11 protein-coding genes are annotated in these 15,895 nt (G+C 72.2%); 8 read left to right on the forward strand and 3 right to left on the reverse strand.

The features are described 5' to 3' along the window. The first annotated feature begins 255 nt into the window (after positions 1–255). The 5 genes from HPY23_RS07845 (at position 256) to HPY23_RS07865 (ending at position 7,064) form a co-directional block, all read left to right on the forward strand. Positions 256–1,737 carry an efflux transporter outer membrane subunit gene (locus HPY23_RS07845; protein ID WP_091882271.1) on the forward strand — a complete coding sequence of 494 codons (1,482 nt, stop codon included), beginning with the start codon at positions 256–258 and terminating at the stop codon, positions 1,735–1,737. Positions 1,738–2,086: 349 nt separating this feature from the next. Further along, the gene (locus tag HPY23_RS07850; protein WP_091882274.1) at positions 2,087–3,706 is read left to right on the forward strand and encodes an ABC transporter ATP-binding protein; all 1,620 of its coding nucleotides are present in this window, start codon (positions 2,087–2,089) and stop codon (positions 3,704–3,706) included. Further along, entirely contained in the window at positions 3,703–4,923 is a 1,221-nt protein-coding gene (locus tag HPY23_RS07855; RefSeq protein ID WP_091882277.1) for a phosphopentomutase, read from the forward strand. Before HPY23_RS07850 ends, HPY23_RS07855 begins: the two co-directional genes overlap by 4 nt. 34 nt (positions 4,924–4,957) lie before the next feature. After that, positions 4,958–6,349: a cytochrome P450 gene (locus tag HPY23_RS07860; RefSeq protein WP_175539852.1), complete on the forward strand. Its 1,392-nt coding sequence runs from the start codon at positions 4,958–4,960 to the stop codon at positions 6,347–6,349. A 76-nt stretch (positions 6,350–6,425) separates the two neighbouring features. After that, on the forward strand, positions 6,426–7,064 hold the full coding sequence (locus HPY23_RS07865) for a TetR/AcrR family transcriptional regulator (protein ID WP_060847870.1): 639 nt from the start codon (positions 6,426–6,428) through the stop codon (positions 7,062–7,064). A 122-nt stretch (positions 7,065–7,186) separates the two neighbouring features. On the opposite strand, the gene HPY23_RS07870 is transcribed toward HPY23_RS07865, so the two are convergent. Together HPY23_RS07870 and HPY23_RS07875 are read right to left on the reverse strand one after the other, a co-directional pair. Next, positions 7,187–8,662 (reverse strand): SulP family inorganic anion transporter, encoded by a 1,476-nt coding sequence (locus tag HPY23_RS07870; RefSeq protein WP_091882280.1) that lies wholly within the window; start codon positions 8,660–8,662, stop codon positions 7,187–7,189. Between the two features lie 532 nt (positions 8,663–9,194). Beyond that, entirely contained in the window at positions 9,195–11,840 is a 2,646-nt protein-coding gene (locus tag HPY23_RS07875; RefSeq protein WP_060847868.1) for an MMPL family transporter, read from the reverse strand. 402 nt (positions 11,841–12,242) lie between these two features. Between HPY23_RS07875 and ispH the strand changes: the two genes are divergently transcribed. Together ispH and hpnH are read left to right on the forward strand one after the other, a co-directional pair. Then, positions 12,243–13,196: a 4-hydroxy-3-methylbut-2-enyl diphosphate reductase gene (gene ispH, locus HPY23_RS07880; protein ID WP_244537487.1), complete on the forward strand. Its 954-nt coding sequence runs from the start codon at positions 12,243–12,245 to the stop codon at positions 13,194–13,196. A gap of 122 nt (positions 13,197–13,318) precedes the next feature. Next, positions 13,319–14,473, forward strand: a complete 1,155-nt coding sequence (gene hpnH, locus HPY23_RS07885; protein WP_048428969.1) for an adenosyl-hopene transferase HpnH — start codon at positions 13,319–13,321, stop codon at positions 14,471–14,473. Here hpnH and HPY23_RS07890 read toward each other — a convergent pair. Continuing rightward, positions 14,396–15,136 (reverse strand): phosphorylase, encoded by a 741-nt coding sequence (locus HPY23_RS07890; RefSeq protein WP_091882283.1) that lies wholly within the window; start codon positions 15,134–15,136, stop codon positions 14,396–14,398. The two genes, hpnH and HPY23_RS07890, sit on opposite strands and share 78 nt — an antisense overlap. 204 nt (positions 15,137–15,340) lie before the next feature. Between HPY23_RS07890 and HPY23_RS07895 the strand changes: the two genes are divergently transcribed. Then, positions 15,341–15,883, forward strand: a complete 543-nt coding sequence (locus HPY23_RS07895; RefSeq protein ID WP_091882286.1) for a hypothetical protein — start codon at positions 15,341–15,343, stop codon at positions 15,881–15,883. Positions 15,884–15,895: the final 12 nt, after the last annotated feature.

The following is a 15,895-nucleotide window of genomic DNA, read 5'->3' on the forward strand; positions in this document are numbered from 1 at the left end:
GGTTTCCCCTCTCCCCGCGGGCGGGGAGAGGCCTTCACCCCCCTTGTCGGGGGTGAAGGAAGCCCGCAGGGCGAGGGTGAGGGGGTGTTTCCGGAGGAGTCTCTTCCGGGGCCACCCCCTCACCCTCGCTCCGGCTACGCCTGCGCTCACTTCATCGACGACAAGGTCGATGAAGTCCTCTCCCCGCCCGCGGGGAGAGGAGATTTCTTGCGCCATACTTTTTTTCAAACAGCCCTTCGCAGAGGGGGGAGGGTCATGGGCGGCGCCTCGCACTTTGCGGCGGCGATCGTTCTCCCCCTGGCGCTCGCCGGCTGCCTCGTCGGCCCCGACTATGCCCGCCCCACCGTCGAGACCCCGCCCGCCTTCAAGGAGGGCGGCGCGCGGCCGATGCCGCCGCGCAACTGGCGGCCGATCCGGCCCCGGGACGAGGTCGATCGCGGCGACTGGTGGCGGGTGTTCCGCGATCCCACCCTCGACCGGCTGATCCGCCTGGTCGACGTCGACAACCAGACCCTGCGCGGCCAGGTCGCCGCCTACCGGCAGGCCCGCGCCCTGGTGCAGGAGGCCCGTGCCCAGCTGTTTCCGACGGCGCTCGGCGCCCCCTCGATCGGCCGCACCAGCACCGGCGGGGTCGAGCGCACGGTCCTGACGCTGCAGGGCTCGGCGACCTGGGAGCTCGACCTGTTCGGCCGCATCCGCCGCACGATCGAGAGCGACGTCGCCGCCGCCCAGGCGAGCGCCGCCGACATCGCCTCGGTGCGCCTGGCGCTCCAGACCCAACTCGCCACCGCCTATTACCAGCTGCGCTACCAGGAGGCGCTGCAGCGGCTGCTGGAGCGCACCGCCCAGGCCTACCAGCGCTCGCTCGACATCGCGCAGAACCAGTACGCGGCCGGCGTCGCCGCCCGCTCCGACGTCATCACCGCCCAGACCCAGCTCCAGACCACCCAGGCCAACGCCATCGCGGTCGGGCTGCAGCGGGCGAACCTGGAGCACGCCATCGCGACGCTGATCGGCCGTCCGCCCTCCGAGGTGTCGCTCGCCCGCGGCACCCTGCCGTCGAGCCCGCCGGCCGTGCCGGTCAAGCTGCCCTCCGACCTCCTGGAGCGCCGGCCCGACGTGGCGCTGGCCGAGCGGACCGTCCAGGCGCAGAGCGCCCAGATCGGGGTCGCGGTCGCGGCGTTCTATCCCACCGTCACCCTGTCGGCGAGCGGCGGCATCACGGGCGATCCGGCGCGCAACTTCTTTGCCGCCGCGAACTCGTTCTGGTCGGTGGCGGCCTCCGGCAGCCAGGTGCTGTTCGACGGCGGTGCCCGCACCGCCGCCCTCCAGGCCGTCGAGGCGGCCTACGACGCGGCGGTCGCCAACTACCGCCAGACGGTGCTCACCGCCTTCCAGCAGGTCGAGAACGGGCTCGCCGGCCAGCGCATCCTCGCCCGCCAGCAGGGCGCGCAGGACCTCGCGGTGCAATCCTCGCGCCGGGCGGTGGAGATCGCGCTCAACGAGTACCGGGCCGGCACACAGAACTACACCACCGTCGTCACCGCCCAGGCGCTGGAACTCAACAACGAGGTCACGGCGCTCCAGGTCCGGCTCAACCGCTTCACCAACGCGGTGTCGCTGATCGGTGCGATCGGCGGCGGCTGGGACACCCGGAGCCTGCCGAGCGGCGAGGAGCTGAAGCAGTTCCAGCCCCTGCCGATCGACAGCGGCCAGGCGCCGCGGGTGGATGAGTGAGAGGGGGTCCACCTGATCCGCGCCGAGACCAGTTAAACGCGGGGTTCTCCTCTCCCCGCGGGCGGGGAGAGGCCTTCGCCCCCCTCGTCGGGGGTGAAGGAAGCCCGAAGGGCGAGGGTGAGGGGGTGTTGCCGGAGGAGCCTCATCCTGAAACACCCCCTCACCCTCGCTTCGGCTGCGCCTCCGCTCACTTCATCGACGACAAGGTCGATGAAGTCCTCTCCCCGCCCGCGGGGAGAGGGGTTTGCGGCGATTTACCTTTTCCGGACCGCTCCACCCCCCGGTTCCCGCCCGCGCGCGAATGACCTAAACCGGTCCACCGGCGCACCGCCGCCCTATCTCCGAGCCGATGACCGACCCGCTCCTCTCCGTCCAGGACCTCTCCGTCGCCTTCCGCCAGGGCGGGCGCGAGACCCGCGCCGTCGATCGCGTCTCCTTCGCCATCGCCCCGGGGGAGACCGTGGCCCTCGTCGGCGAGTCGGGCTCCGGCAAGTCGGTGACGGCGCTCTCGATCCTGCGCCTCGTCGACGGCGCGGTCCCTGAGGGACGCATCCGGTTCAAGGGTCGCGACCTGCTGACCCTCCGCGAGCCCGAGATGCGGGAGATCCGCGGCGCCGACATCACCATGGTGTTCCAGGAGCCGATGACCTCCCTGAACCCGTTGCACCGCATCGCCGAGCAGGTCGGCGAGGTGCTGCGGCTGCACAAGGGGATGAGCGGCGAGGCGGCTCGCGCCCGCACGCTCGAGCTCCTGACCCTCGTCGGCATCCGCGACGCCGAGCGCCGGCTCGGGGCCTATCCGCACGAATTGTCCGGCGGGCAGCGCCAGCGGGTGATGATCGCCATGGCGCTCGCCTGCGAGCCCGACCTGCTGGTGGCCGACGAGCCGACGACCGCGCTCGACGTCACCGTCCAGGCCCAGATCCTGTCGCTGCTGGCCGACCTGAAATCGCGGCTCGGCATGGCGATGCTGTTCATCACCCACGACCTCGGCATCGTGCGCCGCGTCGCCGACCGGGTCTGCGTGATGCTGCAGGGCCGCATCGTCGAGACCGGCCCGGTCGCCGAGGTCTTCGCCGATCCCCAGCACGACTACACAAGGCGCCTGCTCGCCGCCGAGCCGCGCGGCCGCGGCAACCCGGTCCCCAAGGGCGCGCCGATCCTGGTCGAGGCCGGGCCGATCCGGGTGCACTTCCCGATCAGGACCGGCCTGCTCCGGCGCACCACCGGCCACGTCAAGGCGGTGGACGGGGTGAGCCTGACCGTCCGCGAGGGCGAGACCGTCGGTGTGGTGGGCGAATCGGGCTCCGGCAAGACCACGCTCGGCCTCGCCATCCTGCGCCTCATCGCCTCGCAGGGACCGGTGGTCTATCTCGGCCGGCGCATCGACGGGCTCTCGTCGGGTGCGATGCGGCCCCTGCGGCGCGAGATGCAGGTGGTGTTCCAGGACCCCTACGGCTCGCTCTCGCCCCGGATGTCGGTGGCCGAGATCGTCGCCGAGGGGCTCGAGGTGCAGGGCAAGGGCCGCACCGACCCCGAGCGCCGGGAGATCGTCGCCCGGGCGCTCGCCGATGTCGGGCTCGATCCCGCCGCCATGGACCGCTATCCCCACGAATTCTCCGGCGGCCAGCGCCAGCGCATCGCCATCGCCCGCGCCATGGCGCTCGATCCGCTCTTCGTCGTCCTCGACGAGCCGACCTCGGCGCTGGACATGTCGGTCCAGGCCCAGATCGTCGAATTGCTGCGCGAGCTCCAGGCCCGGCGCCGCCTCGGCTACCTGTTCATCAGCCACGACCTCAAGGTGGTCCGCGCGCTCGCCAACCGCGTGATGGTGATGCAGGGCGGCCAGGTGGTGGAGGAGGGCGCGGCGGACGAGATCTTTTCCGCACCCCGCACCGCCTACACCCGGGCCCTGTTCGCCGCCGCCTTCGACCTCGCGGCGGCCCCCGCCGGGGCGGTGAGCGAATGACCCGCGCCCTTCTCATCGTGCTCGATTCCGTCGGCATCGGCGGCGCGCCGGACGCCGCCGCCTTCGGCGACGCGGGTGCCGACACGCTCGGCCACATCGCCGAGGCCTGCGCGGCGGGCCGGGGCGACCGGGCGTCCTTGCGCGCCGGTCCCCTGCGCCTGCCCCACCTCGCCGGCCTCGGCCTCGGGCTGGCCGCGCAAGGCGCGAGCGGCCGGATGCCGCCGGGCCTCGCGCCGGCCGGCCCCATCGCGGGCGCCCACGGCCACGCGGTCGAGAGTGCCGAGGGCAAGGACACGGTGTCGGGCCATTGGGAGATCGCCGGCGTGCCGGTGGATTTTTCGTGGGGCCACTTCCCGGCGACGCGGCCGGCCTTTCCGCCGGACCTCGTCCAGGCGCTGATCGCGGAGGCCGGGCTGCCGGGCATCCTCGGGGATTGCCACGCCTCCGGCACGGCGATCATCGACGAGCTGGGGGCCGAGCACGTCCGAACAGCCAAGCCGATCTGCTACACCTCGGTCGACAGCGTGTTCCAGATCGCCGCCCACGAGGAGGCGTTCGGGCTCGACCGGCTCCATGCCCTCTGCACCATCGCCCGGCGCCTGTGCGACCCCTACCGGATCGGCCGGGTCATCGCCCGGCCCTTCGTCGGCGACGAAACCTCGGGCTTCACCCGCACCGCGAACCGGCGCGACTACGCCGTGCCCCCGCCCGCCGACACGCTGCTCGACCGGCTCGACGCCGCCCGCCGGCCGGTGGTGAGCGTCGGCAAGATCGGCGACATCTTCGCCCACCGGGCGACCGGCCGCGAGGTCAAGCCCGGCGGCAACGACGCCTGCCTGACCGCCGCCCTCGACGCGCTGGCCGGCCTGCCGGACGGCGGGTTCGTGTTCGCCAACCTCGTCGAGTTCGACACCGAGTACGGCCACCGCCGCGACGTGCCGGGCTACGCCGCCGCGCTCGAGCGCTTCGACGCCAGGATCCCGGAGATCCGGGCCGCGCTCGGGCCCGGGGACCTCTGCCTCGTCACCGCCGACCACGGCAACGACCCGACCTGGACGGGCACCGACCACACCCGCGAGCAGGTGCCGGTGCTGCTGTTCGGGCCCGACGTGACGCCCGGCCCCCTCGGCCGGATGGGATTCGCCGCGATCGGGCAGCGGATCGCGGAGCATCTCGGGTTGGCGGAAGGATTGGCGGGAGCGGGGCCGGTCGCGTAAGCCTCCGGGGAGACGCCGCCGGAGACGCCCGCCCGTGACCCTGACGTTCGCCGCAGAGGCCTACGCGCCGCCGGTGCCGGACCTCGCCGAGCGGGTCGGCTGGCTCGGGCTCCTCGGCGCGTTCCGGCGCAACACCCTGGAGGCGTTTCCCCGCGCCTGCCTCGACGCCCCCGTGGTGACGATCCCGCTGCCCGGCGGCCGGATGGTGCTGCTCTCGACGCCGGCCGGCGCCCGCCACGTCCTGCTCACCGCCGCCGACGACTTCGAGCGCCTGCCCGCCGGCCGGCGGGTGCTCGGGCCGATCGCCGGGCGCGGCCTCGTGCTGGCCGACGGCGAGGCCTGGCGCCACCAGCGCCGGGTGCTGGCCCCCGCCTTCACGCCCCGCACCCTGCCGCTCATGCTGCGCTTCGTCGCCCGCAGCGCGGAGGAATCCTGCCGCCGGCTGGAGGCGGGCCTCGGCGCTCCCGTCGACCTGCGGGGCGAGATGCAGCAGGTCGCCCTCGACATCGCGACGACCTCGATGTTCTCCCTCGAGACCGGTCCCCTCGGGGCGGAGATCCGGGCGCTGATCTCGGGCTATCTCGGCCGGCTCGGCCGGCCGACCGTCGCCGACTTCCTGCTGCCGCCGGCCTGGCCGACCCCGTCGAGCCCGCGCCGGGCGCTGTTTCGCCGCCGCTGGCTGAAGACCGTGCGGGCGGTGCTGGCGGCGCGGCGCGGGCAAAGGCAGGGGCAAGGGCCAGGGCAGGAGGACGGGATGCGCCGCGACGCGCCGCGGGACCTGTTCGACCTCCTCGACGCGGCCCATGGCGACGCTCCCGGCGGGCTGCTCGCCGACGAGATCGGCACCCTGATCGTCGCCGGCCACGAGACCACCGCCTCGACGCTGTTCTGGGCCTGCACGCTGCTCGCCCGCGCGCCTGCCGTGCAGGACGCGCTCGCCGCGGAGGCGCGGGGCCTCGACCTCACGGAGGCGGGCGCCGCCGACGCCCTGCCGCATCTTCGCCTCGCCCGGGCCGTGGCGCAGGAGGCGCTGCGGCTCTATCCGCCGGTCTACGTCATCGCGCGGCGCGCGGCGCGGACGAGCACGGTCGAGGGCGTCACGGTCCCGGCGGGCAGCATCGTGATGGTCCCGACCTGGATCCTGCACCGCAACCCGCGCTGGTGGGACCGGCCGGCGGCCTTCGATCCCGGCCGCTTCCTCGACCGCCCGGAGCCGGACCGCTTCCTCTACCTGCCGTTCGGCGCCGGCCCCCGGATCTGCATCGGGGCGCAGCTGGCGCTGGCCGAGGCGACCCTGGTGCTGGCGCGGCTCGCGCGCGACTTCCGCCTCGCCCTCGACGGCAACCGTCCGGTCCTGCCGGTGGCGACGACGACCGTGCGGCCGGACCACGTGCCGCGCTTCCATCTGGCCCGCCGCGCCGGTTGAGCCTGCCGCCGGCGCCAAAATGCATTATGGCAGCGGGGACCGACCGGCCCGGCCCCGTGAAGAGACAGACATCACCGTGCGACCCTGGCGCAGCGACCCGTCCGACCGGCGCGGCTACCATCACGGCAACCTCAAGGAGGCCCTGATCGAGGCCGCGCGCCGCTTCATCGCGGAGCGGGGCATCGGCGGCTTCACCCTGGTCGACGCGGCCCGCCTCGTCGGCGTCTCGCCGGCGGCGCTCTACCGCCACTTCCGCGGCCGCGAGGCGCTCCTGGAGGAGGTCGCCGAGCGCGGCTTCACCGAGCTGGCCGAGCGGCTCGCCCGCGCGCTGCGCGGCCCCGGCACGCCGCTCGAACGCTTCACCCGCATGGGCGAGGCCTACCTGACCTTCGCCGAGGAGGAGCCGGGCTACTATGCGGCGATCTTCGAGGCCCGGCCCGTCGGCCCGGACGGCTGCAAGCCGGTCCAGGCGGCGCGGGACCGGAACGCCTTCGAGCTCCTGGTCGAGGCCCTGCGGACGACCTTCCCGGACGGGTTCTCGGCCGGCGTCGATCCGCGCTTCGTCGCCCTCGAGGTCTGGGCGCTCTCCCACGGCATCGCGACCCTCGCCGCCGCCGGCCGGCTGCCGACCGGGCCGGGCCTGCCGAGCAAGTACGACCTCCTGCGCGCCGGCGTCGTCGCCATGGTGCACGGGGCGACGGCGCGGGCGGGGTAGGCGGCTCGGATCGCGGGGCATTTTCAGCCCATTCGGCGCTCATCCTGTCCTCCACCTCATCCTGAGGTGCGGGTGGGCGGAAACCAAACCTCCCACCACGCGCTGCCGGATCAAGCGGCCGCTCAATGCCCCGAGGCGAGCGCCGCCCCCGGCTTGTCGTGGGTCCCGAGCTTCTCGACCAGCGTCGCCGAGGCCGCGTTGAGGCCGACGATCTCTACCGGCACGTCGTGGTGGCGGAACTTCAGCACCACCCGGTCGAGGGCGTTGACGGCGGTGAGGTCCCAGAAATGGGCCTGCGTCAGGTCGATCGCGACGCGCCCCAGGTCGTCCTCGCGGAAGTCGAAGCCGGCGTGGAAGGCTTCTGCCGTGGCAAAGAAGATCTGGCCCGTCACCCGGTAGGTGCGGACGGCGCCCTCGCGCGACGAGGTGATGGCGAAGAACCGCGTGACCTTGTGGGCGAAGAACAGCCCGCTCAGCACCACGCCGAACAGCACGCCCTTGGCGAGGTCGTGGGTGGCGACCACCACCGCGACGGTCCCGAGCATGACGATGCTCGACGTGGTCGGATGGGTGAGGAGGGTCCGGATCGAGCGCCACTGGAAGGTGTTGATCGACACCATGATCATCACGGCGACGAGCGCCGCCATCGGGATCTGGGCCACGTAGGGGCCGAGCACCACGATCAGGAACAGCAGGAAGGCGCCGGCCCACAGGGTCGAGAGCCGGCCGCGGCCGCCCGACGAGACGTTGATCACCGACTGGCCGATCATCGCGCAGCCGGCCATGCCGCCGAACAGGCCGGCGGTGACGTTGGCGAGGCCCTGGCCGGCGCATTCGCGGTTCTTGTTCGAGGTCGTGTCGGTGCGCTCGTCGACGATCGCGGCGGTCATCAGGCTCTCGAGCAGGCCGACCATCGACAGCGTCAGCGCGTAGGGCAGGATGATCCGCAGGGTCTCGAGGGTGAGCGGCACCTGGGGCAGGGCGAAGCTCGGCAACTCGCTCGGCAGCGCGCCCATGTCGCCGACGGTGCGGATGCCGAGGCCGAGGCTCATCGACAGCGCGGTGAGGAGCACGATGGTGACGAGCGCCGAGGGTACGGCCTTGGTGAGGTAGGGCAGGCCGTAGATCAGCGCGAGGCCGGCGGCGGTCATCGCGTAGACGATCGGCCCGCGGCCGAGCAGCTCGGGCATCTGGGCCATGAAGATCAGGATGGCGAGCGCGTTGACGAAGCCGGTGACGACCGAGCGCGAGACGAAGCGCATCAGGTTGCCGAGCCGGAGCGCGCCCGCGGCGAGCTGGATCAGGCCGGTCAGGATCGTCGCGGCGAAGAGGTAGCCGAGGCCGTGGTCCTTCACCAGCGTCGTCATCACCAGCGCCATCGCGCCGGTGGCGGCCGAGATCATCGCCGGGCGCCCGCCCGCGATGGCGGTGACGACCGCGATGCAGAACGAGGCGTAGAGCCCGACCTTCGGGTCGACCCCGGCGATGATCGAGAAGGCGATCGCCTCGGGGATGAGGGCGAGCGCCACGACGGTGCCGGCCAGGATTTCGCGCGTGACGTCGGGCGCCCATTCGCGCCGGAGGCGGACGAGATTCATGGAGTGTGAGCTTTCGGGACGAGGCGCGACGAGGCGCGCGAGGACGACCCGCCGCGCAGGGCGGACGGGCACAGAGAACGGGCGTGGAGAGAGGACGCGGGAGAGCGGGGCGCTACGGCGGCGTGGGCCGCGAGACCAGTCTGGCTCGATCCTGCATCATGGGTTGTGCCCTAGCACGGAGTTTCGCTGCGCCGCAACCGGAGGGCGGGAATAAACTCACGGCCCGCGGACGAAGCAACCGGGGCGATGATGGCGCGGGCCTTCGCCTCTCCCCGCGGGCGGGGAGAGGGCCGTGTCGCCGTGCAGGGGACACGGCAAGCGCAGGCGAAGCCGAAGCGAGGGTGAGGGGGTCTCTCCGAATGAGGCTCTTCCGGAAACACCCCCTCACCCACGGCTACCGCCTCGCTGTGTTCCTTGAACAGGAACACAGCCCTCTCCCCGCCCGCGGGGAGAGGCGAAACCCGCGCCATCATGGAAAAGCCCGCCCCTCGGCGGAGGGACGGGCCTTGTCGTTTGCTGAGCGGGCCGGCCCTCAGGCCGGGATCAGCGGATCCCGCCGCGCGGCATTCTCCGGCGCCCCGTCCTTGGCCTTCTGCTTCGGCGGCGGCCCGAGGAAGGCCGGGACGATGAAGAAGGCGGCCACCAGGGTGAAGAACAGCGACAGGGCGAGGAGCTTGCCCATGCTGGCGGTGCCCGGGTGGCTCGACAGGACCAGCGAGCCGAAGGCGGTGCCGGTGGTGAGCGCCGAGAAGAAGATCGCCCGGGTCAGGCTCGAGGCCAGCATGTCGGCGACGCCGGCCCGCCAGGCGATCACGTAGTAGATGTGGAACGCCACGCCCACCGCCAGCATCAGCGGCAGCGCGATGATGTTGGCGAAGTTGAGCGGCATGCCGATCAGGTAGAGCGCCTCCAGCGTCCACAGGGTGGCGAGCACCAGCGGGCCGAGCGCCATGGCGACGTCCCAGGGGCGGCGCAGGGCCACCGACAGGATGATGAAGATCGAGAGCAGGGCCAGGAGGCCGGCCTCGACGAAGGCGCCGAGGATCGTGTGGCTCGACCGCGTGGTGGCGACCGGCGCGCCGGTCGCGTGCGGGGCCACGCTCAGGACCTCCTTGGAGAACTGGCGCAGGACCGCGTTGTCGTTCGAGTTGCCCTTCGGCTGCACCTCGATCCGGGCCTTGCCGTCGGCGGCGATCCAGTCGGAGCGGATCTGCGCCGGCAGGTTCTCGAGCGTGACCTTCTCGGGCGAGAGCAGGCCGCGCAGGCGGGTGAGCAGCGCCTTGAGGTTCGGCACCGTCGCGGCGGCGGCGGCCTCGCGCACCGACGGCTCGGCGCCGGCGAGCCGGTCGAGGGTGTCGGTGAAGCCCTGGATGGTGGCGAGCGGACCGGAGGCGGCGGCGCCCTGCGGGGCGCCTTGCGTGATGCCGCGCAAAGCCGCGACCGCGTTGCGGATCGCCGTCACCACCTCGCGGTCGTTGGGGGCCGGGGCGACCCGGGGCGGGTTCAGCACCGGACCCATCACCTGGGCGGCGTCCTCGATGGTCGCGAGCTTCTGGTCCTGGTCGGGCGGGACGAAGGTGTCGATGTCGATCACCCCGGAGACGCTCGGCAGCGCGGTGAGCCGCTTCACCATCGGGGCGATGGCGTCGCGGTTGGGCACGATCACGTCGATGGTGTTGGGGCTGGTCTTCGGGTCCTTGGTCAGGTCGAGATAGGTCGCGACCGATTCCACCTTGGCGCTGCGCAGGTGCATCGGGTTCGAGTCGAACGGCAGCCAGTAGAGCAGCGGCAGGCCCGCCACCGTGACGAGGCCGGTGAGCACCAGGACGAGCTTGCGGTTCGCGAGGATCCAGTGGTCGACCGAGGCCATGCCGGCGGTGCCGACCTCCTGCTTCTCGCCCGGCGGCCGCAGCACGGCGATCAGCGCCGGCAGCATGGTGAGGGAGAACAGGTAGGCGACGATCATGCCGGCGCCGGCGATCAGGCCGAGCTCGGACACGCCGCGGAAGTCGGTCGGGAGGAACGAGAAGAAGCCGGCGAGCAGCGACACCGCGGCGAGCGTCAGCGACCAGCCGACGCCGCGGGCGGCCGAGCGGATCGCCCGTTCGAGGTTCTCCTCGGTGAAGCGGTCGGCGCGGTAGCGCACCGCGAACTGGATGCCGAAATCGATGCCGAGGCCGACGAACAGGGCCGCGAAGGCGACCGAGATCGGGTTCAGCTCGCCGACCATCAGGAGGCCGAGCGCCGCCGTGACGATGAGCCCCGCGAAGGTGGTGATCAGCACCGCAACGACGAGGCTGCCGGAGCGCAGCGCCAGCCACAGGAACAGCACGATGGCGCCGCCGGTGACCGAGTAGTTCAGCGCCGCGTCGTCGGCGAGCGTCGCGAACTCGTCGTCCGCCACCGCGACCTGGCCGGTCAGGCGCACCCGCACGCCGTTGGCCTCTGTCAGGCCGAGGCTCCGGGCGGTCTCGCGGATCAGCTGGCTCGCCTTCTCGCCGGGCTGGAGGGCGTCGTAGTCGAGGACCGGCTGGGCGATGACGAAGCGGCGCAGGTCGCCGGGCTCCGCCTTGCCGCCCGACAGGAGCAGCTGCCACGACAGCTGAGCCCGCTCGCCCTTGAGGACGCGGTCGAAGACCTCCTTCATCTGGCCCATCGGGCCGACGAGGTCGTCGGGCTTGGCCTGGCCGGCCTTCACCCCCTGCGCCCCCATCACCATCGCCTGCATGATGCCGCGCAGGGACGGGTCGGCCGAGAGCGGCCCGAGCAGGCCCTGCTGCTGGATCAGCTTCTCGGTCGTCTGCTCCAGGTCCTTCTGGGGCATCAGCAGGAGGCCGTTCTTGTCGAAGAACGGGCCGCCGTCGGGCCGGTAGACGACCGGCAGCAGGTCCTTGTGGGTCGAGAGCGCCTTGGTCAGGCGGTTCGCCGCCTCCTCGGCCTGTTCCGGGGTCTGCCCGTCGACCACCGCCACGAGCAGGTTGCTGCGCTGCGGAAAGGTCTTCTCGAACTGGATCTCGTCCTGGCGCCAGGGCACGTCCGGCGTGATCAGGCGCTCGACGTCGGTGTTGATGCGGAAGAGGTGCGCCGCCGTGCCGGCGCTCGCGACGGTGAGCAGCAGCGCGGCCACGAGGACGAGCCAGCGCCGGTGTACGGAAAACGCCACGAGCCGTTCGATCACGATGCGAAGCCTGCCTCTAGCTCGCGGGCCGCGCGGCGGAATGCGGCGGCCCGGTGGAATCCCCTGGATCGGTCCGGCCCGTCGGCCGGTGCGGCGACGGTCCCCGCGGGCCCGCGCCGGCCGGGACCAGTATAGCGCGCAGGGCGGCGGCGCCCATGGTCACGGCCCACAACCCGCCTCGCTCCTGTACCGGAAGCGCGTCAGTGGGGCGCTAGGTAATGACCCGCAGGCCCGATTGCAACGCGTTGGGCGCAAACGCATCCCCGGCCCGGACGGCCGTCCGGGCGCGCCGCCGCGGCGCGCCCGCGGCTTTACCGGGCCGCCGGCCCCACCCTACACCTCGGCGGGACGGCCGGGTTCCGCCCGGCGGGACAGGTCCCGGAACGGAGGCGCGGAGGGCGAGTGGCGGGGACGCGGGAGAACGGGATCGACCTCGTGCTGGCCCAGCCCAGGGGCTTCTGCGCCGGCGTGGTGCGGGCCGTGGAGGTGGTCGAGCGGGCGCTCGCCCAGGACGACGGCCGCCCGGTCTACGTGCGCCACGCGATCGTCCATAACGGCCGGGTCGTCGCCGACCTCGAGGCCAGGGGCGCCCGCTTCGTCGAGAGCCTCGACGAGGTGCCCGACGGCGCCGTCACGATCTTCTCGGCCCACGGCGTCGCGCGGGCGGTGGAGGCGGAAGCCGCCCGCCGCGGGCTCCCGGTGATCGACGCCACCTGTCCGCTGGTCGCCAAGGTGCACAGGCAAGGGCAGCTCTACGCCGCGCAGGGCCGCACCGTGGTGCTGATCGGCCATGCCGGCCACGCCGAGGTCGAGGGCACGCTCGGGCGGATCGACGGCGCGGTCCGCCTCGTCGGCAGCGTGGCGCAGGCCGAAGCCCTCGACCTGCCGGCCGACACGAAGCTCGCCTACGTCACCCAGACGACGCTCAGCGTCGACGACACACGGGCGATCGTCGCGGTCCTGCACCGGCGCTTCCCCGACCTCGTCGGGCCGGAGACCCGGGACATCTGCTACGCGACCCAGAACCGCCAGGCCGCCGTGCGGGCCCTCGCGGCGGTGGCCGACCTGATCCTGGTGGTGGGGGCGAGGACCTCCTCGAACTGCAACCGCCTGCGCGAGGTCGCCGCCGAGGCCGGGCGGCCGAGCCGCCTCGTCGAGGGGGCCGAGGACCTGGCGGAGGTCGACCTCGACGGGATCCGCACGCTCGGGCTGACCGCCGGCGCCTCGACGCCCGAGGCCTCGATCGCCGAGGTGATTGCTGCGCTGCAGCGTCGCACCCCCCTGCGGATCTCCAGTCTGCCGGGCATCGTCGAGGGCGTGAGCTTCCCGCTTCCGTCGAGTTTGGGCCACAGTTAGGCGCTTTGGCACCCAGCCTGGACCCTTTCGAACCTAGCTTGCTGGAAATCCGCCACTTTTCGGGCTAATCAGCCCGCTTGGCACAGCACCCGACACGAACCACGACACAAGGAGCCTTGGTCTTGGGCATTCCTCTCCGGTACGTCGCGAAGATCGGCGGCTACATTCTCAAGCAGCACCTCACCGGCCGCAAGCGTTACCCGCTTGTCATGATGATGGAGCCGTTGTTCCGGTGCAATCTCGCCTGCGCAGGCTGCGGCAAGATCGACTATCCGGACGAGATCCTCAACAAGCGCCTGCCGGTCGACGAGGCGCTCGAGTCGGTCCGCGAGTGCGGCGCACCGGTGGTGGTCATCGCGGGCGGCGAGCCGCTCCTGCACAAGGACCTGCCGCAGATCGTTGAGGGCATCATCGCCCAGAAGAAGTTCGCGATCGTCTGCACCAACGCGCTCCTCCTCGAGAAGAAGATCGCGCAGTACAAGCCGAGCCCGTACTTCACCTGGTCGATCCATCTCGATGGCGACAAGGAGATGCACGACCAGTCGGTGTGCCAGCGCGGCGTCTACGACAAGGCGGTGGCGGCGATCCAGAAGGCCAAGGAGATGGGCTTCCGGGTCACGATCAACTGCACCTTCTTCAACAACTCCTCGGCCGACAAGATCGCGGACTTCTTCGACAGCGTGACCCGGATGGGCATCGACGGCATCACCGTCTCCCCCGGCTACGCCTACGAGCGCGCCCCCGACCAGCAGCACTTCCTCAACCGCCGGGCGACCAAGGACCTGTTCCGCGGCGTGTTCCGCCTCGGCAAGGAGAAGGGCCGCGAGAAGTGGACCTTCCAGCAGTCGGGCCTGTTCCTCGACTTCCTGGCCGGCAACCAGACCTACCACTGCACCCCGTGGGGCAACCCGACCCGGACGGTCTTCGGCTGGCAGAAGCCGTGCTACCTGCTCGGCGAAGGCTACGCCAAGACCTTCAAGGAGCTGATGGAGACCACGGACTGGGATTCCTACGGCACCGGCAACTACGAGAAGTGCGCCGACTGCATGGTGCATTCCGGCTACGAGGCCTCCTCGGTGGTCGACTCGGTGAAGAAGCCGTGGAAGCCGGTGATCTATGCGCTGCGCGGGATCAAGACCGAGGGCGAGATGGCTCCCGAGATCTCCCTCGAGAACCAGCGCCCGGCCGAGTTCGTGTTCTCACGCAACGTCGCGCAGAAGCTCTCCGAGATCCGGGACGCTAAGGCCGACGCCAAGAAGCGCGCGACAGCGGCCTAACGCGGCGAAGGCCGCCGACGAGTCGCGGGCGAGGCGCACCAGCCCGCCCACGCTCGCCCGGCGGCGCGCCAGCGCCGCCAGAACGGCGAGGATGTCGGGCTCGCCGTCCGGCTTGAGGGCCTTGGCGATCGCCGCCGGAAGGGCGCGGTCGGCCGGGTCGCACACCACCCGCACGGCGCAGAACGGCAGCCCGTGCGCCTCCGCGAAGGCGGCCGCGACGTGGGATTCCATGTCGACCGCCGCCGCCCCGGTCTCCGCCCGCAAGGCCGCCTTGGCGTGCGGCGACAGGATGGCCGCCTCCACCCCCGCGACATCGGCGAGCACCACCCGCACCGGCGCGTCCGCGAGCCGGCGGGCGAGGGCCGCGACGACCTGCGGGTGCGCCGGGTGCCGGACGCCGCCGGCGCTCACCCCCGTCGCCACCACGACGTCGCCCGGCACGAGATCGGGCGCGAGCCCGCCGGCGATGCCGATGCTCATCACCGCCCGGCAGCCCGGGGCCGCGCGCCCCTTGAGCATCTCCCGCAGCCGCTCCGGGTTGCCCCCGGCCCCCACCGTCGCCACGCCGGGCCCCGCGGCGAGCCGCGCCTCGCGGGCGAGGCCCGTGACGGCGAGCACGGGATGGGGCCCGCGCGGGCCGGTGGTGTCCTCGACGACGGTCATGCGGGGCTCGGGGAACGCTGTGGGGAGGAGGGGTCAAGCTCTCCCATACCAGAGCGGGCGAGGCGAGCATGTGGCGCCGGTGACACGGGGCGACGGCGGCGCCGTCGCACCCCGTTTCACGGAGCTATACTCCGGTTTCGCGCCCGTGCGGCGTCGCGAGCGGGGCGAGCCCTGCACGCGCAAGCGCCTTCCTGCAGGTGTCGGATGACCGCGACGAACGATGACGCCGACCGGGCACTCGCCGCGCATGTAAGCGGCGTCTTGCGGCACATCTGGGACCCGATCGGCATGGGAATGGAGGGGCCGCCGGACGAGTATGACCGGTACATCCCGGGCATCGTCGCCCTGTTGCACGGCAGAACGGCCCACGACACCGCGATCGCCGAGCACCTCATTCGCATTGAGACCTTGGAGATGCGGCTTTCCCCTCGGACACGGGTGAGGTCGACTTCGACCCGGGCGGCCCGTGCCTTGCTCGGCCTGCGTGATGCCTGCCTCGACGCGCCCCACCTGCTCGTCGCTCAGATCATCAGCTGGAACGGGCTGCACTGCATCTGGATTTTCCGGCGGTCCGACGGACTGCACAATTACCAGCACGCCGTGTTCCGGAGCGAGAACGACGAGAACGGCGAATACGGCTGGTGGGCCGATGCCGGGGAGGGGCGACCGGGCCTTTTCTCGACCGCGACCGCCGCAGAGGCCGAAGCACGTGCGACGATAGGCTGGCTGCGGACGTGCGACGGCTGAATGGCGCGCCCG

Origin of the sequence: Methylobacterium ajmalii (assembly GCF_016613415.1) — a bacterium.
GTDB lineage: Bacteria > Pseudomonadota > Alphaproteobacteria > Rhizobiales > Beijerinckiaceae > Methylobacterium > Methylobacterium ajmalii.

Coding starts and splice junctions, on each gene's coding strand:
- HPY23_RS07845 (WP_091882271.1), top strand. CDS start 256: ATGGGCGGCGCCTCGCACTTTGCGGCGGCGATCGTTCTCCCCCTGGCG.
- HPY23_RS07850 (WP_091882274.1), top strand. CDS start 2,087: ATGACCGACCCGCTCCTCTCCGTCCAGGACCTCTCCGTCGCCTTCCGC.
- HPY23_RS07855 (WP_091882277.1), top strand. CDS start 3,703: ATGACCCGCGCCCTTCTCATCGTGCTCGATTCCGTCGGCATCGGCGGC.
- HPY23_RS07870 (WP_091882280.1), bottom strand. CDS start 8,662: ATGAATCTCGTCCGCCTCCGGCGCGAATGGGCGCCCGACGTCACGCGC.
- HPY23_RS07890 (WP_091882283.1), bottom strand. CDS start 15,136: ATGACCGTCGTCGAGGACACCACCGGCCCGCGCGGGCCCCATCCCGTG.
- HPY23_RS07895 (WP_091882286.1), top strand. CDS start 15,341: ATGACCGCGACGAACGATGACGCCGACCGGGCACTCGCCGCGCATGTA.